The following is a 21,312-nucleotide window of genomic DNA, read 5'->3' on the forward strand; positions in this document are numbered from 1 at the left end:
CGACCGGCAAGGCCGGTTCCCGTGACGTGCGTCACGGGAACCGGCCTTCGTCGTGAGGACAGGCACAGAGACGTGGACACGAATCTGCGGAACCTGCGGCACCGCGTCCGTGCGGGGGACCAGGACGCCTTCGGCGAGCTCTTCGACGCCTACGCGCGCTCCGTCTACAACCACGCCTACCGGCTCACCGGCCAGTGGACGGTCGCCGAGGACGTCGTCTCGCTGACCTTCCTGGACGCCTGGCGGCTGCGCGGGCGGCTCGACGAGGAGGGCGGGTCGCTGCGTCCGTGGCTGCTCGGCATCGCCACCAACGTCACCCGGAACACCCACCGCGCCGCCCGGCGGCACGCGGCGGCGATGGCGCGGCTGCCCCGCGAGGAGGCGGTACGGGACTTCGCCGACGAGCTCGCCGGGCGGCTGGACGACGCCGCGCAACTGGCCGCCGTGCGGACCGCGCTGTCGAGGCTGCGGCGGGCCGAGCGGGAGGTGCTGGCGCTGTGCGTGTGGTCGGGGCTCGACTACCGGGCGGCGGCCGAGGCGCTGGGAGTGCCGGTGGGGACCGTGCGGTCGCGGTTGTCGCGGGCGCGGACGAAACTCGCGAAACAACTGGAACCCCCCCACGGTCACGGACAGACGAAAGGTGACCGCACCACCGCGGTCAGGCCCCTCAGGGAGGGAAACCGATGAACCAGCTCCCCGAACACGACCTTCCGCCGGGCCGTCACCGACTCCTCAAGGAGCATCTGTTGACCGAGATCCGGCGCACCGAGCAAGCCCCCGCCCGCCCCCGCGGCCGCTGGCTGCGCCCCGCGCTGGTCGCCGGCGCCGTGGCCGCCGGCACCGCGCTCATCCTCACCCTCACCACCCCGTCCGGCGACGCCGCCCCGCCGCCCTCGAAGGAGGCCGTGGCCCTGCTGGAGGACATCGCGCTGGCGGCGGAGCAGGCGGACGCGCCGGCCATCCGGGACGACCAGTTCGTGTACATCAGGAGCAAGGGCGGCTGGACCACGCACCTGGGCGACGATCAGCCGGCGCGGCTCCAGCCCGTCCACCAGCGGGAGGTCTGGCTGTCGGCGGACGGCTCGCAGCAGGACATGGTGCATGACCCCTACGCCCGCTCGGACCACGAGCTGCTGGAGAGGCAGACCCCCGGCATCCCGTCCAACACCAACTACCGGCACCTCCAGACGCTCCCCACCGACCCGTACGCGATGTACGCGTGGCTGAGCAGCGTCAGCAGCGGCGGCAGCAGCAAGGAGGATGCCACCTTCGTCCTCGTCGGCGACCTCGCCCGGGAGTCGCTGATGCCGCCGGCCCAGGCCGCCGCGCTCTACCGCGCCGCCGCGAGGATCCCCGGGGTCTTCGTCGTCGAGGACGCGGTCGACGCGGCCGGACGCCACGGTGTGGCGGTCGCCCGGATCGAAGGGGGGGAGCGGGTCGAGCTGATTTTCGACGAGGACACCAAGGAGTTCCTCGGCGAGCGGGCGGTGGCCGTCGAGGACCTGCCCTCGGGTTTCGAGGAGGGAACCGTGACGGGCCGCTTCGCCGTCCTGGAGCGGGCGGTCGTGGACCGGCGGGGCCAGCGACCGTAACCGCGTGCGGAACCCCTCGGCAGGGGTCAGGCTGGAGGCATGACCCCTGTGGGCGGATCCATAGAACAGGGCATCAGCCAGACCCACGGGACCACGCACATCCTGCACTTCCTGGTCCGGCTGCCGCGCCCCATGGACCAGGTCTGGCCCGCCGTCGCCACCGCCGACGGGCTCGCGGCCTGGTTCACCCCGGCCGATGTGCTCGAACCCCGCCTCGGCGGCGCGGTCACGCTGCGTGAGCTCGGGTCCGGGCGGATCACCGCCTGGGACGTCGACCGGGTCGCCGAGTACACGGTCGAGGGCGGCGGCCGGATCCGCTTCCACCTGGAGCGGGACGGGGAGCGGGGCAGCGCCGTGCGGTTCACGCACGAGTTCGAGGGGGAGCGGGAGTCGGAGCACCGCTGGCGCACTCGCTTCGAACGCCTGATCGCGTGGGAGGCGGGATCCTGACGACCGGTGCCGTCGGCGTCCAGCGCCTGCGGGCCGGGAGTATGAGGTGTGACACATCGACAGATCGATCGGTCAACTCCCGTGCTCCACCGGGGAGTAGGCCGGCTTGGGCAACGCGTGTCAGCTCCGGCACCGCGCCACGAGGTCACCGGCGCCGCCCGGCGCGGGGCCTCACGGGGTCTCCCAGACGGTCACCGCCAGCTGGAGGTGATCGGCGTCGGGGATGCCGGTCACCTGGAAGGAGCCGACGCGCCGGCCCTCCGTGGCGAAACAGGCCCGGTCGCCCACCCGGACGTCCAGCGCGTGGTCGCCGAGGCGGGTGTTGAGCAGCGCGACGCACTCCGCCCGCTCCGGCGGGGCCGCGCCCGGCCACGCGGCGATCGCCCAGGGGCCGTGCACCTCGCTGACACCGCGGATCTGGAGGTCGCCCATCGGCGCCCTGGCCGGCGGGACGGAGTCGAAGAACCAGCCCCGCACGCCCGCGGTGCCGTCCAGGACCACGGTGCCCTGCCAGCGGACGCGCGGCTCGGCGGGGAGCGCCGGGGCGGGCTCCGTCTCGGGTGCGGGCTCCGGCTCCGGTTCGGGTTCCGGTTCGGGGGCGGGCGCCGGTGCGGTGGTGCGGGGCGAGGGCGGGTCCGAGGCGGGCGGGGGCGACCCGGGCGCGGTGACCGGGTCCGACGGGCGGGCGCCGGCCGGGTCGGAGGCGGTCCAGGACGGGGACGGGGGCCCGGCCGCGGCCGGGACCCCAGGGCCGTCCGCGGTGCCGGCCAGCACCACCAGCAGGGTCGCCGCGGCCCCGATCAGGGCGGCGAGCACCGCCCCGGCGAACCCGATGACCGCCGCCTTCACCCCGGGATCCTGCTGCCCGTACCAGGCGGCGAACCGTGCCCGCCGGCCGGGCGGGGCGGGGGAGGGCGGCGGCGGGGCGGCCGGCGTGCGCGGGTTCGTCATCGGCCGTCTGCCCCCTGTCTCCGCCCGGCGGGGCGTCAACTGTACGGCGGCGGCGGCCGGTCGCGGGCCCGCTTGGGGTGACGCCGGCCGCGTCAGCCGTCGTCGCCGTCCTTCTTGCGGTCCTGCTCGTCCTCGGACAGCGACTTGAGGAACTCGGGGTTGTCGTCCGGCGCGACCCACTCGCGTCGCCGTCCGGCGGGGCCGGCCGGGTGGCGCCGCTTGCCGGCGATCAGCCAGCTGATGGAGCCGACGAGCGGGAACAGCAGCACCAGGATCGCCCACAGGGGCCGGGGGAGGTGCCGGATGTCCTTCTCGTCCGTGCTGATGCAGTCGATGAACGCGTACACGCTCAACGCCAGCGGTACGACGAACATCAGGATCCGGAGCATCGGCGGTCACCTCGTGGCACGTGGTCGGCGGCCGCCTGCGCGGCCCCCGTGACGGGGCCAGGGTAGCCCCTCGGGGATACTTGGCCCCATGGCTTACGACGATCTTCGCTCCCTGCTCAGGGCACTGGAGCGCGAGGGGGACCTGAAGCGCATCAAGGTGGAGGTCGACCCGTATCTGGAGGTCGGGGAGATCGTCGACCGGGTGCAGAAGGCGGGCGGGCCCGCGCTGCTCTTCGAGAAGGTGAAGGGGTCGTCGATGCCCCTCGCCATGAACGTGTTCGGCACCGACCGGCGGCTGCTGAAGGCGCTGGGGCTGACGTCCTACGCGGACATCAGCGACAAGATCGGCGGTCTGCTGAAGCCGGAGCTGCCGCACGGCTTCGTCGGGGTCCGGGAGGCCTTCGGCAAGCTCGGAGCGATGACGCACGTGCCGCCGAAGAAGGTGAAGGACGCCCCGGTGCAGGAGGTCGTCCTGCACGGCGACGACGTCGACCTGGAGCAGCTCCCCGCCCTGTTCACCTGGCCCAAGGACGGCGGCTCCTTCTTCAACCTGGGCCTGACCCACACCAAGCACCCCGAGACCGGCGTGCGCAACCTCGGCCTGTACCGCCTCCAGCGCCACGACAGGCGCACCATCGGCATGCACTGGCAGATCCACAAGGACAGCCGCAACCACTACCAGGTGGCGGCCCGGCGCGGGGAGCGGCTGCCGGTGGCGATCGCCTTCGGCTGCCCGCCCGCCGTGACGTACGCCTCCACCGCTCCGCTCCCCGGCGACATCGACGAGTACCTGTTCGCCGGGTTCATCGCGGGCAGGCGGATCGAGACGGTCGACTGCAAGACGGTGCCGTTGCAGGTGCCGGCGCAGGCGGAGGTCGTCATCGAGGGCTGGCTGGAGCCCGGCGAGATGCTCCCCGAGGGCCCGTTCGGCGACCACACCGGCTTCTACACGCCGCAGGAGCCGTTCCCCGCGCTGACGATCGACTGCGTGACGATGCGGAAGCGGCCGCTGCTCCAGTCGATCGTCGTGGGCCGGCCCCCGACGGAGGACGGACCGCTCGGCCGCGCGACGGAGCGTTTCTTCCTCCCGCTGCTGAAGATCATCGTGCCGGACATCGTGGACTACCACCTGCCCGAGGCGGGCGGCTTCCACAACTGCGCGATCGTCTCGATCGACAAGAAATACCCCAAGCACGCGCAGAAGGTCATGCACGCGATCTGGGGGGCGCACATGATGTCCCTCACCAAGCTGATCGTGGTGGTCGACTCCGACTGCGACGTGCACGACCTGCACGAGGTCGCCTGGCGGGCTCTCGGCAACACCGACTACGCCCGTGACCTGACCGTCGTCGAGGGCCCCGTCGACCATCTCGACCACGCGTCCTACCAGCAGTTCTGGGGCGGCAAGGCGGGCATCGACGCCACGCGGAAGTGGCCCGAGGAGGGCTACACCCGCGACGGCGGCTGGCCGGACATGGTGGAGTCCGACCCGCGCACGGCGGCGACGGTGGACCGCCGGTGGAAGGAGTACGGCCTGTGAGCAGCGCCTCCGCAGCGATCCCCCAGCCGGGCCGCACCAAGGCGTTCCTGCGTCTGGTGATGATCGAGCACTCGGTCTTCGCGCTGCCCTTCGCCTACATCGCGGCGCTGACGGCGATGTTCCAGCTGGACCGGAACATCCACTGGGGACGGCTGCTGCTCGTCACCGTCTGCATGGTCGGCCTGCGCACCTTCGCCATGGCCGTCAACCGGATCATCGACCGCGAGATCGACGCGAGGAACCCGCGCACCGCGCACCGCGAGCTGGTGACCGGCGCGATGTCGGTGCGGCACGCCTGGACCGGCGCGCTGGTCGCGGTGGTGGTCTTCCTCGGCTCGGCGGCCCTGCTCAACCCGCTCTGCCTCGCCCTGGCCCCGGTCGCCGTCGTCCCGATGGTCGTCTACCCCTACGGCAAGCGGTTCACGGACTTCCCGCAGGCCATCCTCGGCCTGGCCCAGGCGATCGGCCCGGTCGGCGGCTGGCTGGCGATCACGGGGGAGTGGTCCTGGGACGCGGTGATCCTCGGACTCGCCGTCGGCATCTGGATCGGCGGCTTCGACCTGGTCTACGCCTGCCAGGACGTCGAGACCGACCGCGAGACCGGCGTGCGCTCCGTCCCGGCCCGGTTCGGGGTCCCGGCGGCGATCCGGGGTGCCCGCGGCTGCCACGCCGTGACGACGGCCCTGTTCGTCTGGTACGCCCTGGTCACGGACGCGGGCGCGTTCTTCTGGCTCGGCCTGCTGATCGTCGCCGGCGCGTTCGTCTACGAGCACACCATCGTCCGTCCCCACGACCTCTCCCGCCTGAACCGCGCGTTCTTCAGCGTCAACGGCTTCATCGGGATCGCCCTGTTCGTGTGCGCGTTGCTGGATCTTCTGGTGCGGGGTCTGACGGTCTGACCACGGTGCGGCCTGCCATCGAGGGCAGGAACCCGGGGAGGCCGCCGTGACCGTCCCGGGCATCGACCGCCTGCACTCGCAGCTCAGCAGGCTGGAGGACATGGTCCCCGGCTGTCTGACGGAGATTGCCGAGGGCAGCATGGTGATGAACCCGGTCAGGGCGTTCCACGGAGGACCGTCCAGCGGCTGTGGTCCGTCGTCGAAGGCCAGTTGCCGCCCGGCTGGGCCCTGGTGGGCGACGTCGCGTTCCCCTTCGACGACGCCAATGAGTTCTGCCCCGGCCTGGCTGTCATTCCAGCCGAGGCGGAGGCCGTGAACCGCGCCGCGTACCCGGCCGGCCTGATCGAGTTCGTGGCCGAGGTGGTGTCCCCGGAAAGCGTCCGCCGCGACTACGAGCTCAAGCCCCGCTGGTACGCCTCCCGCGGCATCGCCAACCACCTGGTGTCCGATCCGCTGCGGGGTCACGTCGTGACGATGTGGAATCCCGGCCCCGACGGCTATCGCGGCCGGGACCTCATCCCGTACGGGCCCGGCCTCTGCGTGGTGGACACCCCGCTGGGGAAGCTGACGCTTCCCACCGCGCGGCTTCCCGTCGATCCCGAGGCGGCCGACCCGTCCTGAGGTCCGCTGCGCGCACCGGTACGCTCAAGATGTGAACGCAGGGGAATCGCAGCGCGTGCCTTGGATCGTGGGGGTGTCCGGAGCGTCCGGGACGCCGTACGCCGCTGCCGTGCTGCGGGCCCTGCTGGACGCCGGGGAGAGCGTCGACCTCGTCGTCAGCCGGGCCTCGCGGCTGACCCTGCTCGACGAGACCGGGCTCGCCTTCCGGGACGCGCACTGGCGGGACGACCTGCGGACCTGGCTGGCCAGGGGGGCCGACGGCAAGCCGGACACCTTCCAGGTGCGGCTCGACGGCGTGCGGCACTGGAGCGCGGGCGACCTGGCCGCCGGCCCGTCCTCGGGGTCGTACCCCGCCCGGGGGATGCTGATCGTGCCCGCGTCGACCGCCTGCGTGGCCGGAGTCGCCCTCGGTCTCTCCAAGGACCTGCTCCAGCGGGCCGCGAGCGTCACCCTCAAGGAGGGGCGCACGCTCGTCGTCGCCGTGCGGGAGGCACCGCTGAACGGGCAGACGCTGCGCCACCTCGTCGCCCTGGACGACGCCGGGGCGAGCGTCGTCCCCGCCTCGCCCGCCTTCTACGCGGGCGCCACCCACATCCAGGACCTGGTCGACTTCGTCGCCGGACGGGTCCTCGACGCGGCCGGTGTCCCCCATACGCTCTACCGCCGCTGGGAAGGGGAACTCGGCGGCGGCTCACGCGGCGACTGACCCTCCCCACGCTCATATCCCGGATCTCTCTCAGCGGAAGGCTCGAAACTCATGGACGCGGTGGACAGGCAGCTCATCCAGGCCCTGAGGGAGAACGGCCGGGCCTCCTACGCCGAGCTGGGGCGCCTCGTCGGCCTGTCCGGCCCCAGCGTCACCGACCGCATCAACCGGCTGGAGGCGGCCGGTGTCATCACCGGCTACCGCGCCACCGTGAACTCCGCCTCCCTCGGCCTCGGCGTCACGGCCCTGATCGGCATCTCCCTCTCCGACGCGGCCGACCACGAGGACGTGGCCCAGCGGCTGCGGGACCTGCCGGAGATCGAGGACTGCTGGTTCATCGCCGGTGACGACTCCTACATGCTCAAGGTGCGGGCGGCCGACGTGGACGGACTGGAGAGGATCATCCGCCGGCTGAGCGGGACCAAGGGCGTCTCCCGGACCCGTACCACCATCGTGCTGTCCACGAAGTGGGAGAACCGGGTGGGCGAACTGCCGGACGAGGTGCAGGCGTAGGTTGTCCGACAGCTGTCACAGAAAGGCGGAACGCATGGACGTCGGGCTCAAGCGCGAGCTGGAGGAGAAGGTCCGCTCCGGTGAGCGGCTGACCCGCGAGGACGGCATCGCGCTGTACGCGTCGGACGACCTGGCCTGGCTCGGCGGGCTCGCCCACGAGGTGCGCACGCGCAAGAACGGCGACGTGGTCCACTTCAACGTCAACCGCCACCTCAACATGACCAACGTCTGTACGGCCTCCTGCGCGTACTGCTCCTTCCAGCGCAAGCCGGGCGAGAAGGACGCGTACACCATGCGCATCGAGGAGGCCGTCAGGCTGGCCAAGGCGATGGAGGCGGACAACCTCACCGAGCTGCACATCGTCAACGGCCTGCACCCGAACCTGCCGTGGCGGTACTACCCGCGCTCCCTGCGCGAGCTGAAGGCCGCCCTGCCGGACGTCTCGCTGAAGGCGTTCACGGCGACCGAGATCCACCACTTCGAGACCATCTCCGGCCTGTCGGCGTCGGAGATCCTCGACGAGCTGATCGACGCCGGTCTGGAGTCGCTCACCGGCGGCGGCGCCGAGATCTTCGACTGGGAGGTGCGCCGGCACATCGTGGACCACCGCACCCACTGGGAGGACTGGTCCCGCATCCACCGGCTGGCGCACGAGAAGGGGCTCAAGACCCCGTGCACCATGCTCTACGGCCACATCGAGGAGCCCCGGCACCGCGTCGACCACGTGCTGCGGCTGCGCGGACTCCAGGACGAGACCGGCGGTTTCCAGGTCTTCATCCCGCTGCGCTACCAGCACGACTTCGTCGACGTGCAGGACGGCAAGGTCCGCAACCGCCTCCAGGCCCGGACCGCCATGGCCACCCCGGCCGAGGCGCTGAAGACCTTCGCGGTCTCGCGGCTGCTCTTCGACAACGTCCCGCACGTCAAGGTCTTCTGGGTGATGCACGGCGTGCAGACCGCGCAGCTCGCGCTCCAGCACGGCGCCGACGACATGGACGGCTCGGTGGTCGAGTACAAGATCACGCACGACGCGGACCACTACGGCACGCCGAACAAGCTGACCCGGGACGACCTGCTGGACCTCATCCGGGACGCGGGGTTCCGGCCGGTGGAGCGCAACACGCGGTACGAGGTCATCCGGGAGTTCGAGGGGCCGGACGCGGGGCGGCGGGAGGCTCCGCAGCCGATGCGGGTGTGAGGGACCTGCCGTCCTGCGGGCGCGGGCGAGGGCCGGTCGGCCCCACGCGGCGGAGTCCCGCGCCCCTGAGGGCGGTCCTCGCGACGGCGTGAGCACCGCGCCCGAGGACCGGTACCCCGCCGGACCCTCCGTGCCGGGCGGTGCGGATCTCGCCTCCCCGCGCGAGGCGGCCGGCGCCTGCCGGTGGTGCCTCCTGCACCGGGACGCCACGCGGACCGTGTCCGGGGCCGGGGACGCGGACGCCCGGGCGTGCTCGTCGGGGAGCAGCCTGGCGGCCAGGAGGTCCGGCGGGGCAGGCCCTTCGTCGGTCCGGCCGGGAAGCTGCCCGACCGGGCGCTCGCGGAGGTGGGGGTCGACCCCGGCGAGGCGTACGTCACCCACGCGGTGAAAGCGCTGCACGTCCACCCGGGCCGGGCCCGGCGAGCGGCACATCCACGAGGCGCCCGGCCTGCGCGGGACGACCGCGTGCGGTCCGTGGCCCGCCGCCGAGCCGGCCCTCGTCCGGCCGGAGCTGATCGTGGTGCTGGGCGCCACCGCGGGCACGGCGCTGCTGGGCTCGCCGTTCCGGGTGACTCAGGTGCGGGGGACCGTGCTGGAGGAGCGGATCCACGGGCGGCCCGGGCGGCCGGTGCCCACCGTGCACCCGTCGTCGGTGCTGCGCGCGGACGACCGGGAGGCGGCGTACCGGGGGCTGGTCTCCGACCGGGAGGTGGCGGCGCGGATCGTGGCCCGACGTAGCCGTCGGTAATAGCTAGGATGGCTGAGTGGCTCTTACTTTCATGCTCGACCCCGCCGTGGACCGCCCCCTGCGCGACGGCCTGCTCGACCTCTGGACGGACGTCTCCGACGCCGGCGGCGCGGTCGGCTTCGTCCCGCCCGTGACGCGCGAAGCCGTCCGCGCCGGACTGGTGAAGCACCTGGTGGCGATGGCCGAGGGACGCAGCCGGCTGCTCGCCGGGTTCGACGGGGACGGCCGGGTCGCCGCGGCCGCGTTCCTCACGCTCAACACGCACCCGCTGATGACCCACTGGCTGTGGCTCTACACGGTGATGGTGCACCCGCGCCACCAGGGCAGGGGCCACGGCCGGGACCTGCTGGCCGCCGCGGCGGACGCGGCCCGCGGCATCGAGGGCATCGAGGCGATCCGGCTGACCTGCCGGGGCGGGCTGGGTCTCGAACACTTCTACGCGTCCTGCGGCTACAAGGAGGTCGGCCGCGTCCCCGCCGCGATCCGGGTCGCGCCCGGCGACGACCGGGACGACGTGATCATGCTGCTGCCGCTGGGCTGACCCCGGCCGGCCGACCCCCTGCCGAGATCGCCGCCCCGGCGTGCTTCACTGGACGGTGCCCTTTGGGTGGTTCTGGCCGTTCGACACGGAAGAGTGGATGGAGATGCTCCGCTACACGCTGATGCGCCTCGGGATCTTCGTGGGTTGCCTCGTGGCCGTCTGGGGTCTCGTCTACTCCGGGGTCGCCCCGCGCGGACTCGGCGACTCCAACGGCGTCTGGGTCGTGCTGCTCGCGCTCGTCGTCTCGGCGCCGATCAGCTTCGTGGTGCTGCGCAAGGAGCGGGACCGGGCGTCCGCGCAGATCGTGCGGAAGGCCGAAAGCCTCAAGGCCAACTTCGAGGCCAACCGCTCCCAGGAGGACTCCGCCGACGACGCGGCGCGGGCGCAGGAGCAGGCTTCGTAAGGCCTTGTCTGGTTTTCCCCTATCAAAGTGAGGCTTTGGGGTTCTCAAACTTCAGGTGTTACGGTTTCTGGCATGAAGCCAGCAGTCGTGTCCGCCGACGCGCCGCGCAGCGTTCCGCTCGTGGCGCGTCGGCACGTGGACCTCTGCCGGTGCGCGTCCGCGAACTGTCGCGGCTGACGTCTCCGTCGCCCCCCCCCGCGCACCCATTCCTTCTCTTACGGAGCATGTCCGTGTCCGCGAACACGAAGTCCTTCCCGCTGCCCTCCAGGCTGCCCTTCAAGACGCCCTTCTGGGCCCAGATCCTGCTCGGCCTCGTCCTCGGCGTGCTGCTCGGCTGGGTGGCCAGGAGCCAGGACGTCTCCTGGCTCGTCACCGCGCTGGAGAAGATCGGCGACACCTTCATAGGCCTGCTGAAGCTCGCCGTCGCCCCGCTCGTCTTCTTCGCGATCCTGGTCTCGATCACCAACCTGCGGAAGGTCAACAACGCGGCCCGCCTGGCCTCCCGCACCCTCCTGTGGTTCATGGTCACCTCGCTGGTCGCGGTGGCCGTGGGCCTCGCCATCGGCCTGGTCACCAACCCCGGCGCCGGCACCGGCCTCACCCCCAAGGACGGCGAGCTGCCCGAGAAGACCGGCTCCTGGATCGACTTCCTGACCGGCATCGTGCCGACCGACGTGATCACGCCGTTCACCGAGCTGAACGTGCTCCAGATCGTCTTCATGGCCGCCGTCGCCGGGATCGCCGCCCTCCAGCTCGGCGAGAAGGCCCAGCCCGTCCTCACCCTGAGCGAGTCCGTCCTCGAACTCCTGCAGAAGGCCCTGTGGTGGGTCATCCGGCTCGCCCCGCTCGGCACCGTCGGTCTCATCGGCACCGCCGTCGCCACCTACGGCTGGGACCTGATCGGCCAGTACGCCACCTTCACCGCCGACATCTACGCCGGCTGCGCGATCGTGCTGTTCGTGGTCTACCCGGCGCTGCTCGCCACCGTCGCCAAGGCCAGCCCGCTGCGGTTCTTCAAGGGCGCCTGGCCGGCCATCCAGCTGGCCTTCGTCTCCCGCTCGTCCGTGGGCACCATGCCGCTCACCCAGAAGGTCACCGAGCGGCTCGGGGTGCCGCGCGAGTACGCGTCCTTCGCGGTGCCGTTCGGCGCGACGACCAAGATGGACGGCTGCGCCGCGATCTACCCCGCCATCGCCGCGATCTTCGTCGCGCAGATCTTCGACATCCGGCTCGGCGTCGGCGACTACCTGCTGATCGCCTTCGTCTCGGTGGTCGGCTCGGCCGCCACGGCCGGTCTCACGGGCGCGACGGTCATGCTGACGCTCACCCTCTCCACGCTCGGCCTGCCGATGGAGGGCGTCGGCCTGCTGCTCGCCATCGACCCGATCCTGGACATGATGCGCACCGCAACCAATGTCGCCGGGCAGGCGCTGGTGCCGGTGATCGTCTCGGCCCGGGAGGGCCTGCTCGACCGGGAGGCCTACGACAACGCGGGCAGCTCGCCGGTGGAGGAGCGGGAGAAGGTGGCCGTCGCCGCCTGACCGGTGCCGTCCTGACGCCTGCCGCGCGGACCGTACGCTGAACCGCATGGGTGCCGTGAAGACCAAGCGGATGCCGCGTGGGGTCCGTGAGCAGCAGATGCCGGACGCCGCCGTCCGGATCTTCGGGCAGCGCGGGTACATCGCGGCGTCGACGGACGACATCGCCGAACTGGCCGGTGTGTCGAAGCCGTTGGTGCACCTCTGCCTCAGCTCCAGGGACGACCTGTTCACGGCCTGCATCCGGCGTGAGGCCCAGGCGCTCTTCGCCGCCGTCCGGGACGGTGTCCGGGGCGGCCTGCCGCCCGGCCGCCGGCTGTGGGACGGGCTGCTGGCGTTTCTTCACCCACACCGCCCGGCACCCCGACGGGTGGTCCGTGCTGCGCCTCCAGGCGCGCACCCACGGTGAGGCGTTCGCCGCCGAGGTCACCGCGGTGCGGGCGGACGTCGTCGCGTTCGTCACCCGGCTGATCGCCGAGGCCGCCCGCGAGGCCCTGCGGGCCCCCGGCCGCGTGCCGGCGGAGGGCACCGCAAAGGACGCGCGCCTGTCCGAGGCGGAGGCCGCCGGTCTCGCCGAGGCCCTGGCCGGCGCCGCGGAGTCGCTCGCCGGCTGGGCCAACGCCACCCCGCACGTGACGGCCCGGCAGGCGGCGGCGACCGTGATGAACTGCGCCTGGGCCGGGCTCGGCGAACTCCTGGCCGGCCGCCCCTGGTCACCGCCGGGCGCGTGACGCGAGCGGGTGCACGGCCCCGCTGACGTGCGGCCGGTCACCCCGGCGCACCTCGAAACGCCCGCCCCCGGCGGCGTACTCCGCCACCCCCGGCAGCGGCACCGGAGCCCGGGACCCGGCCCGCACACGCGCCGCTTCGGGCGCGCCGTGCGCCGCGAGACAGCGGGCCACCGCCCACGTGCCGTGCGCGACCGGGCACCGGAAGCCGGACAGGCGGGCGCCGAACGGGCGCAGACGGAGGGGGTGCGGACGCCGGAGCGGACCAGCCGGGTGCGCGGGACGCCGGCGTCCGGACGGGGGCGCTCGAAGGGGGGAGCGGAGGGCGCCGGTGACGAACGGGAGGTGGTCGGCCATGGTCGTACCGGTTCCCCTACCCTGTCCCCGCCGTTTTTGCGCCTCAGTGTGGTTACCGTGCGTAAATCCAGGTGCCGTACGGCCTCCGGGGCTCCACAGGCCCGGCCCAGGACCATCTTCGAACCCGCACGACCTCCCCACGCGACAGCCGTACCATCTGCCACCTGACCCGCCGGGAACGTCCCCGGCCGGCACCGCCGGTGAGCGCCTCCGTACGCGCCCGGCGTACCCCGTGCAGCGGAGCGGTACCGCGCCGCAGGCCCCAGGAGCTGCCCATGCCCATCTCGTACTCGTCCTCGCCCGTCCCGCAGCCGGCGTCCGCGTCGTCGCTCGAGTACGACCCGGACGGCGGGCCGGTCCTCGTCGAGCCCGAGCTGCGGCGGCTGGACGGGGAGGTGCGGGAGGCGGCCGTGCCGCTCCTGGTGCCGCCGGTGTCGCACGGCTCGCTGGCCGACCTGCCGTTCGCAAACGCGGCCGCCGCGCCCGGCCGCCCGGTGCTCAGCCGCCGCGCGGACGACGGGAGCTGGACGGACGTGACGGCGGCCGAGTTCGCCGCGCAGGTGCTGGCCGTGGCGAAGGGGATGATCGCCGAGGGCCTGGTGCCGGGCGACCGGGTCGCGATCATGGCCCGTACGTCGTACGAGTGGACGCTCCTCGACTTCGCGGCCTGGGCGGCCGGTCTGGTGAGCGTCCCGGTGTACCCGACCTCCTCGGCCTACCAGGTCCGCTGGATGCTGCACGACTCGGGCGCGGCGGCCGTGGTCACCGAGACCGCCGGCCAGGCGGCGGCGCTCGGGCCCGATCTGCCGCAGCTGCCCGACCTGCGGCACCTGTGGGTCGTCGACAAGGGCCACGTCGAGCGGCTCGCGGAGCTGGGGCGGGGAGTGCCGGACTCGGAAGTCGACGTCAGGCGCGGGATGCTGGGCCCGGACACCCTGGCGACGCTCGTCTACACCTCGGGCACCACCGGCCGCCCCAAGGGCTGCGCGCTGACCCACGGCAACTTCCTGGCGGAGGTCGACAACGCCGTCGAGCTGCTCTACCCGGTCTTCACGGCACGCACCAGCGAGGAGCCGTCCACCCTCCTCTTCCTGCCCCTGTCCCACGTGTTCGGCCGGATGGTGGCCGTGGCCTGCGTACGCGCCCGGGTCCGGCTGGGGCACGCGCCCAGTCTGCGGTCGGAGGACCTGCTGGCCGACCTGGCCGCCTTCCGGCCGACCTTCCTGCTGGCCATCCCGTACATGCTGGAGAAGGTCTACAACAGCGCCCGCGCCACCGCCGAACGCGGCGGCCGGGCAGCGGCGTTCGACCGCGCGGCGAAGACCGCCCGCCGGTACGGCGAGGCGGTCCAGGCCCGGGCCGGCGGCACCGGCACCGGCCCCGGCGCCGCCCTGAGGGCGTCCCGCGCCTTCTACGACCCGCTGGTCTACCGCCGGATCCGCACCGCCCTCGGCGGCCGCATCCGGTACGTGGTCTGCGGCGGCTCCCCGCTCGGCCGCGACCTGGCCGCGTTCTACGCGGGCGCGGGAATCGACGTGTACGAGGGCTACGGGCTGTCGGAGACGACCGGCGCGGCGACCGTGACACCGCCGCTCAGACCCCGGCTCGGCACGGTCGGCTGGCCGCTGCCCGGCACCCGGGTGCGGATCGCGGCGGACGGCGAGATCCTGCTCGCCGGGGGCCAGGTCCTGCGCGGCTACTGGGACCCGCACGCGGGCGGGGTGGTCCCCGCGTCGTCGGACGGCTGGCTCCCGACGGGCGACATCGGCCGGCTGGACGACGAGGGCTACCTCACCATCACCGGCCGCAAGAAGGAGATCCTGATCACCACGGGCGGCAAGAACACGGCCCCGGCGCCCCTGGAGAACCGGCTCCGCTCCCACCCCCTGATCTCCCACTGCCTCGTCCTCGGCGACCGCCGCCCGTACATCACCGCCCTGATCACCCTCGACGCCGAGGGCATCACCCACTGGCGGCAGATGAACGGCAAGCACCCGGTGCCGCCCGAGCTGCTCGCCGACGACGTGGAGCTGCGGGCCGTGCTGCAACGCGCCGTCGACGAGGCCAACAAGCTCGTCTCGCGCCCGGAGTCCATCCGCCGCTTCACCGTCCTGCCCACCGACTTCACCGAGACGGCCGGCCACCTGACCCCGTCGATGAAGCCGCGCCGGGAGGCGATCTTGCGGGACTTCGCCCAGGAGGTGGAGGCCCTGTACGAGGGGTGAGGGGCACCGGGAAATCCGGTTGCGGACGGACGGGTGAGGGCTTGTAGCGTGGCCCTCATGTACGGCATGGGGATCGCAGTGATCGACCGCGGGCGTCGGTAGCCGGCGGACCTTCGGCCGGGGACCGCGCGTCGGCGCGGCTCCGGGATCACCTCTCGGAAGGAACCGCCGCCTCAGCGAGTCAGCGCCGGGCGGTGCCTCTTCGTGCCGCCCGGCTCGTTCCGAAGCCGCGGAGATCCTCTTGCGTACCCCGTACCCCGGCCGCCACGAGCTCGGCCAGAACTTCCTCGTCGACCCCGCGACCATCGACACCCTCGTCCGGCTGGTCGCCGGCACCGACGGGCCGATCATCGAGATCGGCACCGGTGACGGAGCCCTCACCCTGCCCCTGCAACGCCTGGGCCGTCCCCTGACCGGCGTGGAGATCGACGGCCGGCGGGCCGCCGGGCTGGCCCGCCGGGTGCAGCCGCCGACCTCCATCGTGCACGCCGACTTCCTGCGGTTCCGGCTGCCCGCCGCACCCCATGTCCTGGTCGGCAACCTGCCCTTCCACCAGACCACCGGCATGCTCCGCCGCATCCTGCACGCCCCCGGCTGGACCGAGGCGGTGCTGCTCGTGCAGTGGGAGGTGGCCCGCCGCCGGGCCGGGGTGGGCGGGGCGACGCTGATGACGGCCCAGTGGTGGCCGTGGTTCGCGTTCGGGCTGGTCGGCCGGGTGCCGGCCGCGGCGTTCCGGCCCCGGCCGGGGGTCGACGGGGGTGTGCTGACGGTGTCGCGCCGGCCGCGGCCGCTGCTTCCGGCCGCCGACCTGGCCTCCTATCAGGCGTTCGCGCGGCGGGTCTTCACGGGCCCGGGCCGGGGTTTGGCGGAGGTGCTCGCCGCGGCGCTGCCCCGCTCGGCCCGGCCCGGCCTGCGGCACTGGCTGCGCCGGCACCGCCTCCCCGCGAGCGCCCTGCCCAAGCACCTCACCGCGGAGCAGTGGGCGGAGCTGTACCGGCTGTCGGCCCGGCCGGCCGGCAGCACCTCGCCGCCCCCGGGGCCGCGCGGGACCGGCGGGGCGGGGTGAGCGCGGGCCCGGGGGCGGGTGCGGCGCGGTCAGCCGCTTCCACGGGTGATCAGGGATGCCTGCGGGCGATCAGGAATGCCTGCGGGGCGGTCTCGGCCAGGTCCGGGTCGGCTTCGCGGACCGTCCGGGCGAACAGGGTGAAGCCCGCCTCGGTCAGCAGGCCGCTCATGTGCTCCGGGCGGCGGCGCAGGAACTCCAGGGACACCGGGCGGCCGAACGGGTGCTCCAGGCGCAGGGGGACGTCACCGGCCTGGAAGGCGAGCAGGAGGTGGCCGCCGGGGCGCAGGACCCGGGCGAACTCCGCGAACAGGGCGGGCAGCAGCTCGCCGGGGGTGTGGATGGACGAGTAGAAGGACACCACGCCCGCCAGATGGCCGTCCGGGAGGTCCAGGTCCAGCATCGAGCCCTGCTCGAAGCGCAGGCCGGGGTTCTCGCGGCGGGCGACGGCGAGCATCCCCGCGGAGAGGTCGAGCCCGAAGACCCGCAGGCCCAGCGAGGCGAGGCGGGCCGTGGTCCGGCCGGGGCCGCAGCCCAGGTCGGCCACCTCGCCGGTGGCGCCGACCAGTTCGGCGTAGGCCGTCAGGAGCGCGCGCTCCACGGGCCGGGAAGCGAGCTCGTCGCGGAAGTGGTGGGCGTAGTCCTCGGCAATCGCGTCGTAGAAGCGCCGGACGGTATCGCTGGGGGTGGCAGCGCCTTCGGTCATGGGCGTGACCGTACCGGCCGCCACCGACAGCCGGGCGGGAAAAGGCAGGAGCCCCTTCCGCCGGACGGCGTGGGGCTCCTTGGGTACTGCACTCGATCCTGGATCAGAGGATCAGACCGGCGATCAGACCGGGGTGACGTTCTCCGCCTGCGGGCCCTTCGGGCCCTGGGTCACGTCGAAGGTCACGTGCTGGTTCTCCTCAAGGGACCGGAAACCGGTCGCGTTGATCGCGGAGTAGTGGACGAAGACGTCGGGGCCGCCGCCTTCCTGGGCGATGAAACCAAAGCCCTTTTCGGCGTTGAACCACTTCACGGTTCCGGTAGCCATAAGCCCTCCTTGGGCTCAAAGGGTTGCCCTGCTCCAGAACCAGCAAGTGTGAAGATAAATTCTGCACAACTGCATATGTCTGAGAACGTCGAGAGCCCGCGGTCACATGCTCCGCAGGCTCTGTACTGCAAGGGAAACCAAACTGCAACTTGCGGCGAGCCTAGCATGCGGGCAGCCGAAAGCAAGAGGGATCAAGATCACGTCACCCGAATGTTTGAACGCCGGGTCGGGCGGCGGCGGCGAGGGGGCCCACCCCGGGAGCCTGAACCCTATCCCACGGGGTCTAGCCTCTCGATGTGGACATTTCTCGCACGCGGCCGCGCGTCGGCCACATCCAGTTCCTGAACTGCCTGCCCCTGTACTGGGGGCTCGCCAGGACGGGGACGCTGCTGGACTTCGAGCTGACGAAGGACACCCCGGAGAAGCTCAGTGAGCAGCTGGTGCGGGGGGACCTCGACATCGGGCCGATCACCCTGGTGGAGTTCCTCAAGCACGCCGACGATCTCGTCGCCTTCCCGGACATCGCCGTCGGCTGCGACGGACCGGTGATGTCCTGCGTGATCGTCTCGCAGGTCCCGCTGGACCGGCTGGACGGCGCCCGGGTGGCCCTGGGCTCCACCTCGCGCACCTCCGTACGCCTCGCCCAGCTGCTGCTGGCGGACCGTTTCGGCGTCCGGCCCGACTACTACACCTGCCCGCCCGACCTCAGCCTGATGATGCAGGAGGCCGAGGCGGCCGTACTGATCGGCGACGCGGCCCTGCGGGCGAACCTGCACGACGGCCCGCGCTACGGACTCGCCGTGCACGACCTCGGCACGCTGTGGAAGGAGTGGACCGGGCTGCCGTTCGTCTTCGCGGTGTGGGCGGCCCGCCGGGACTACCTGGAGCGCGAGCCCGTCATCACCCGCAAGGTGCACGAGGCCTTCCTCGCCTCCCGCAACCTCTCCCTGGAGGAGGTCGCCAAGGTCGCCGAGCAGGCGGCCCGCTGGGAGGCCTTCGACGAGACGGTCCTGGAGCGGTACTTCACCACCCTCGACTTCCGCTTCGGCGGCCCGCAGCTGGCGGCCGTGGCGGAGTTCGCCCGCCGGGCCGGGCCGACGGCCGGCTTCCCGGCGGACGTGACGGTGGACCTGCTGGAGCCGCTGGAGCCGTAGGACCCGCGGGTCCGGCACGCCGGGCCCGGGTGTCACCCCCGGCCGCTACCCTGCGGGCAGTGCAGGCGTACGGGGGAGAGGGGGCGGACCGCATGCAGCCGCTCGGCGTCGGCGAGCCCACCGCCATCGGGCCCTACCGGCTGCTCGGCCGGCTCGGATCCGGCGGCATGGGCCGCGTGTATCTGGGCCGCAGCGCGGGCGGCCGTACCGTCGCGGTGAAGGTGGTCCACCCGCATCTCGCGCTCGACGAGGAGTTCCGTGCCCGCTTCCGCCGCGAGGTGGCGGCCGCGCGGCGGGTGGGCGGCGCGTGGACGGCGCCGGTGCTGGACGCGGACCCCGAGGCACCGGTGCCGTGGGTGGCCACCGGGTACGCCGCCGGGCCGTCGCTCGCCGCGGCGGTCGCGGACGGCGGGCCGCTGCCCCCGCACTCGGTCCGCGCGCTGGGCGCGGGCCTGGCCGAGGCGCTGGCGGCGGTGCACGAGCTGGGCCTGGTGCACCGGGACGTCAAGCCGTCCAACGTGCTCCTCACCCTGGACCGTCCGCTGCTGATCGACTTCGGGATCGCCCGCGCCCTGGACGGCACGGCGTCGCTCACGTCGACGGGGGTCTCGGTCGGCTCGCCCGGGTACATGGCGCCGGAGCAGATCCTGGGCGAGGGCGTCACCGGGGCGGCGGACGTCTTCTCGCTGGGGGCGGTGCTGGCGTACGCGGCGACCGGCGAGCCGCCCTTCCCCGGGGACTCCTCGGCCGCGCTGCTCTACCAGGTCGTGCACGAGGAGCCGCGGCTCGACGCCCTCCACGGTGAGGTGCGGGAGGTCGTCGCGGCGTGTCTGGCGAAGCAGCCGGGCGCGCGGCCGGCCCCGGCCGAGGTGGCCCGGCGGTTCGCGCCCGAGGGGGCGGCGCGGCTGGTGGCCGGCGGGTGGCTGCCGGGGGCGCTCGTGGAGCAGGTCAGCCGAAGGGCCGTACGGCTGCTCGACCTGGAGGCGGCGCAGACCCCTTCGGGGCCGGTGGCGTTCAGCAGCCCGGCGGTGGGCGGGGAGCCGGGAGGAGCCGGCGGGCCGGTGGCCGGTGCGGCGTCCCACCGGGACGCGGGCGCGGTCGTGGGGGCGTTCGGGCCGCCGCCCGTGATGCCGGGGACTGGGCCGGACGGGCGGCCGGGGGTGCCCGAGGGGCGCTCGGGTGTTCCGGACGGCGAGGGTGGTGAGGTCGTCGGCGGGCGGCCCGGCAAGGTGTCCGTCAGCGTCGCCGCGACGGCCGCTCCGGCGGCCGGCGGGCGGGGGCGGCGGGTGAGCTGCACGGTGGCGCTCGCGGTGGCCGGGGCGTTCGCGGCGGCGACGGCCGGGTCGGTCCTCGTCCTCGACCTGCTGCCCGGCGGCGAACGCCCGGACAACGCGGGCGGATCCGGCAACGACGCCTACTCCCCGGCCCCGAGCGGCGGCCCCAGCGACAGCCCCGGTGACGGCCCCAGCGGCGGACCCGGTGACAGCCCGGGCAGCGGCCCGGCCGGCGTCCCGGCCCGCTATCTCGGCACCTGGGAGGGCGAGGGCACCGCCCTGGACGGCACGCTGCCCGCGGGCACGTTCCGGATCACCGTCCGGCAGACCGAGGTGGGCGGGGAGTTGGGCCGGCTGCGCCAGACCGACCAGCTGGGCGGGGTCTGCGTCGACGTACTGACCCTCCGGCAGGTGACGGAGAGGCAGCTCGTCGCCGCCTCGGCCGGCGCGAGCACCAACCACGGCGGCTGCAACCAGGAGCCCACGACGGTCCGCCTGGTCCCCACCGGCGACGACCTGACGTACCGGTCGGACAGCGCGCGGTCGGGTTATCCGCAGGCCCGCATGTCGAAGGTCGGGTAGGCCGGGTCGAGCGGGCCGGGGACGACGGCACGGAGACGGACAGGGGGTGCGCGGGGCGTGGACGGGTTCGCGGTACTGCTGATCGCCGCCGCCGCGGGCTGGGGCGCGGCGGCGGGCGCGTCCCTGCCCCGCGCCGCCTACCGCTTCTCCGCGCCGGCCGGCGAGGCGTGGCGGGACCGGTGTCCGGGCGGGCACCCGGTCCGGGGCTGGCTCGGGCGGGCCCGGTGCGCGGAGTGCGGCGGCCGCGACCACGGCACCGGCGCCGCCCTCCCCGCCCTCGTCACCGCCGTGCTGTGCGCGGCCCTCGCCGCGGCCACCGGCCCCCGCCCCGAACTCGGCGTCTGGCTGCTGGTCACGCCCGTCGGGGTGCTGCTCGCGGTCGTCGACATGCGGGTGCGGCGGCTGCCCGACCCGCTGACGCTGCCCCTCGCGGCCGGAGTCCTCGCGCTGCTCGGCGCGGCCGCCCTGGCCCCCGGGCACGCCGGGGACTGGCGCACCGCCCTGCTCGGCGCCCTCGCCCTCGGCGCCGGCTACTTCCTGCTCTTCGTGGCCAGCCCCGGCGGCATGGGCTTCGGCGACGTGAAGCTGGCGCTCGGGGCGGGGGCCGTACTCGGGTGGTACGGGTGGTGGGCGGTGCTGCTGGGAACGTTCGCCGCGTTCGGGTGCGGGGCGGTGTACGGCGGTGCCCTCGTCGTCGCGCGGAAGGCGGGGCGGAAGACCGCCATCCCCTTCGGGCCGTTCCTGCTGGCGGGCGCCTACGCGGGGCTGCTGCTGGGCGCGGCGGGCTGACCGAGGGACGGCGAAGCG

Annotated in this window: 22 protein-coding genes and 2 pseudogenes; 20 read left to right on the top strand and 4 right to left on the bottom strand. The window is 73.5% G+C overall.

The annotated features are described in order from the left end of the window. Window positions 1-72: 72 nt before the first annotated feature. Genes ACFF45_RS09160 through ACFF45_RS09170 form a run of 3 tightly spaced genes read left to right on the top strand, consistent with a single transcriptional unit; the run spans window position 73 to window position 2,042 of the window. Window positions 73-687, top strand: coding sequence for an RNA polymerase sigma factor (locus tag ACFF45_RS09160; RefSeq protein WP_381344395.1), 615 nt, complete (start codon window positions 73-75; stop codon window positions 685-687). Continuing rightward, window positions 684-1,592, top strand: a complete 909-nt coding sequence (locus ACFF45_RS09165; protein WP_381344397.1) for a CU044_5270 family protein — start codon at window positions 684-686, stop codon at window positions 1,590-1,592. Before ACFF45_RS09160 ends, ACFF45_RS09165 begins: the two co-directional genes overlap by 4 nt. Before the next feature lie 48 nt (window positions 1,593-1,640). After that, on the top strand, window positions 1,641-2,042 hold the full coding sequence (locus ACFF45_RS09170; protein ID WP_381344630.1) for an SRPBCC domain-containing protein: 402 nt from the start codon (window positions 1,641-1,643) through the stop codon (window positions 2,040-2,042). A gap of 171 nt (window positions 2,043-2,213) precedes the next feature. On the opposite strand, the gene ACFF45_RS09175 is transcribed toward ACFF45_RS09170, so the two are convergent. Together ACFF45_RS09175 and ACFF45_RS09180 are read right to left on the bottom strand one after the other, a co-directional pair. Next, window positions 2,214-2,993 (bottom strand): hypothetical protein, encoded by a 780-nt coding sequence (locus tag ACFF45_RS09175; RefSeq protein ID WP_381344399.1) that lies wholly within the window; start codon window positions 2,991-2,993, stop codon window positions 2,214-2,216. A gap of 92 nt (window positions 2,994-3,085) precedes the next feature. Beyond that, window positions 3,086-3,382, bottom strand: coding sequence for a PLD nuclease N-terminal domain-containing protein (locus ACFF45_RS09180; RefSeq protein WP_381344402.1), 297 nt, complete (start codon window positions 3,380-3,382; stop codon window positions 3,086-3,088). A gap of 88 nt (window positions 3,383-3,470) precedes the next feature. Here ACFF45_RS09180 and ACFF45_RS09185 point away from each other — a divergent pair, with 88 nt between their 5' ends. The 14 genes and pseudogenes from ACFF45_RS09185 (at window position 3,471) to erm (ending at window position 16,465) form a co-directional block, all read left to right on the top strand. Further along, window positions 3,471-4,922 carry a menaquinone biosynthesis decarboxylase gene (locus ACFF45_RS09185; RefSeq protein ID WP_381344404.1) on the top strand — a complete coding sequence of 484 codons (1,452 nt, stop codon included), beginning with the start codon at window positions 3,471-3,473 and terminating at the stop codon, window positions 4,920-4,922. Next, window positions 4,919-5,821: a menaquinone biosynthesis prenyltransferase MqnP gene (mqnP, locus tag ACFF45_RS09190; RefSeq protein ID WP_381344407.1), complete on the top strand. Its 903-nt coding sequence runs from the start codon at window positions 4,919-4,921 to the stop codon at window positions 5,819-5,821. Before ACFF45_RS09185 ends, mqnP begins: the two co-directional genes overlap by 4 nt. A 210-nt stretch (window positions 5,822-6,031) precedes the next feature. After that, a complete protein-coding gene (locus ACFF45_RS09195) occupies window positions 6,032-6,442 on the top strand; it encodes a Uma2 family endonuclease (RefSeq protein ID WP_381344410.1) in 411 nt (136 codons plus the stop codon). 31 nt (window positions 6,443-6,473) lie between these two features. Continuing rightward, window positions 6,474-7,148, top strand: a complete 675-nt coding sequence (locus tag ACFF45_RS09200) for a UbiX family flavin prenyltransferase (RefSeq protein WP_381344412.1) — start codon at window positions 6,474-6,476, stop codon at window positions 7,146-7,148. Window positions 7,149-7,199: 51 nt separating this feature from the next. Continuing rightward, window positions 7,200-7,661, top strand: a complete 462-nt coding sequence (locus ACFF45_RS09205; protein WP_381344414.1) for an Lrp/AsnC family transcriptional regulator — start codon at window positions 7,200-7,202, stop codon at window positions 7,659-7,661. 34 nt (window positions 7,662-7,695) lie between these two features. Continuing rightward, entirely contained in the window at window positions 7,696-8,859 is a 1,164-nt protein-coding gene (mqnE, locus tag ACFF45_RS09210) for an aminofutalosine synthase MqnE (RefSeq protein WP_381344417.1), read from the top strand. 88 nt (window positions 8,860-8,947) lie between these two features. Then, window positions 8,948-9,607 (top strand): annotated as a pseudogene (locus ACFF45_RS09215) (uracil-DNA glycosylase family protein). A gap of 16 nt (window positions 9,608-9,623) precedes the next feature. Then, window positions 9,624-10,148, top strand: coding sequence for a GNAT family N-acetyltransferase (locus tag ACFF45_RS09220; protein WP_381344419.1), 525 nt, complete (start codon window positions 9,624-9,626; stop codon window positions 10,146-10,148). A 103-nt stretch (window positions 10,149-10,251) separates the two neighbouring features. After that, a complete protein-coding gene (locus tag ACFF45_RS09225) occupies window positions 10,252-10,551 on the top strand; it encodes a DUF4229 domain-containing protein (protein ID WP_381344633.1) in 300 nt (99 codons plus the stop codon). A 72-nt stretch (window positions 10,552-10,623) separates the two neighbouring features. Beyond that, window positions 10,624-10,728 (top strand): putative leader peptide, encoded by a 105-nt coding sequence (locus ACFF45_RS09230; protein WP_381344422.1) that lies wholly within the window; start codon window positions 10,624-10,626, stop codon window positions 10,726-10,728. 47 nt (window positions 10,729-10,775) lie between these two features. Beyond that, the gene (locus tag ACFF45_RS09235; RefSeq protein WP_381344424.1) at window positions 10,776-12,092 is read left to right on the top strand and encodes a dicarboxylate/amino acid:cation symporter; all 1,317 of its coding nucleotides are present in this window, start codon (window positions 10,776-10,778) and stop codon (window positions 12,090-12,092) included. 46 nt (window positions 12,093-12,138) lie between these two features. Further along, window positions 12,139-12,820 (top strand): annotated as a pseudogene (locus tag ACFF45_RS09240) (TetR/AcrR family transcriptional regulator). Between the two features lie 629 nt (window positions 12,821-13,449). After that, entirely contained in the window at window positions 13,450-15,399 is a 1,950-nt protein-coding gene (locus tag ACFF45_RS09245; RefSeq protein WP_381344426.1) for an AMP-dependent synthetase/ligase, read from the top strand. Between the two features lie 241 nt (window positions 15,400-15,640). Next, entirely contained in the window at window positions 15,641-16,465 is an 825-nt protein-coding gene (erm, locus tag ACFF45_RS09250) for a 23S ribosomal RNA methyltransferase Erm (RefSeq protein WP_381344428.1), read from the top strand. A gap of 49 nt (window positions 16,466-16,514) precedes the next feature. Here the strand turns inward: erm and ACFF45_RS09255 are convergent, their stop codons facing one another. Continuing rightward, complete coding sequence (locus ACFF45_RS09255; RefSeq protein ID WP_381344431.1) at window positions 16,515-17,168, bottom strand: class I SAM-dependent DNA methyltransferase; 654 nt, start codon at window positions 17,166-17,168, stop codon at window positions 16,515-16,517. 123 nt (window positions 17,169-17,291) lie between these two features. After that, window positions 17,292-17,495, bottom strand: coding sequence for a cold-shock protein (locus ACFF45_RS09260; RefSeq protein WP_189701348.1), 204 nt, complete (start codon window positions 17,493-17,495; stop codon window positions 17,292-17,294). Window positions 17,496-17,791: 296 nt separating this feature from the next. Here ACFF45_RS09260 and ACFF45_RS09265 point away from each other — a divergent pair, with 296 nt between their 5' ends. The 3 genes from ACFF45_RS09265 to ACFF45_RS09275 all read left to right on the top strand — a co-directional run bounded on the left by ACFF45_RS09265 (window position 17,792) and on the right by ACFF45_RS09275 (window position 21,294). Then, window positions 17,792-18,649 (top strand): menaquinone biosynthetic enzyme MqnA/MqnD family protein, encoded by an 858-nt coding sequence (locus ACFF45_RS09265; protein WP_381344433.1) that lies wholly within the window; start codon window positions 17,792-17,794, stop codon window positions 18,647-18,649. Window positions 18,650-18,741: 92 nt separating this feature from the next. Beyond that, window positions 18,742-20,505: a serine/threonine-protein kinase gene (locus ACFF45_RS09270; protein WP_381344635.1), complete on the top strand. Its 1,764-nt coding sequence runs from the start codon at window positions 18,742-18,744 to the stop codon at window positions 20,503-20,505. Between the two features lie 57 nt (window positions 20,506-20,562). Further along, complete coding sequence (locus ACFF45_RS09275; protein WP_381344435.1) at window positions 20,563-21,294, top strand: prepilin peptidase; 732 nt, start codon at window positions 20,563-20,565, stop codon at window positions 21,292-21,294. The last annotated feature ends 18 nt before the right edge of the window (window positions 21,295-21,312 follow it).

This window comes from Streptomyces cinereospinus (assembly GCF_042430725.1).
GTDB classification, from domain to species: Bacteria; Actinomycetota; Actinomycetes; order Streptomycetales; family Streptomycetaceae; genus Streptomyces; species Streptomyces cinereospinus.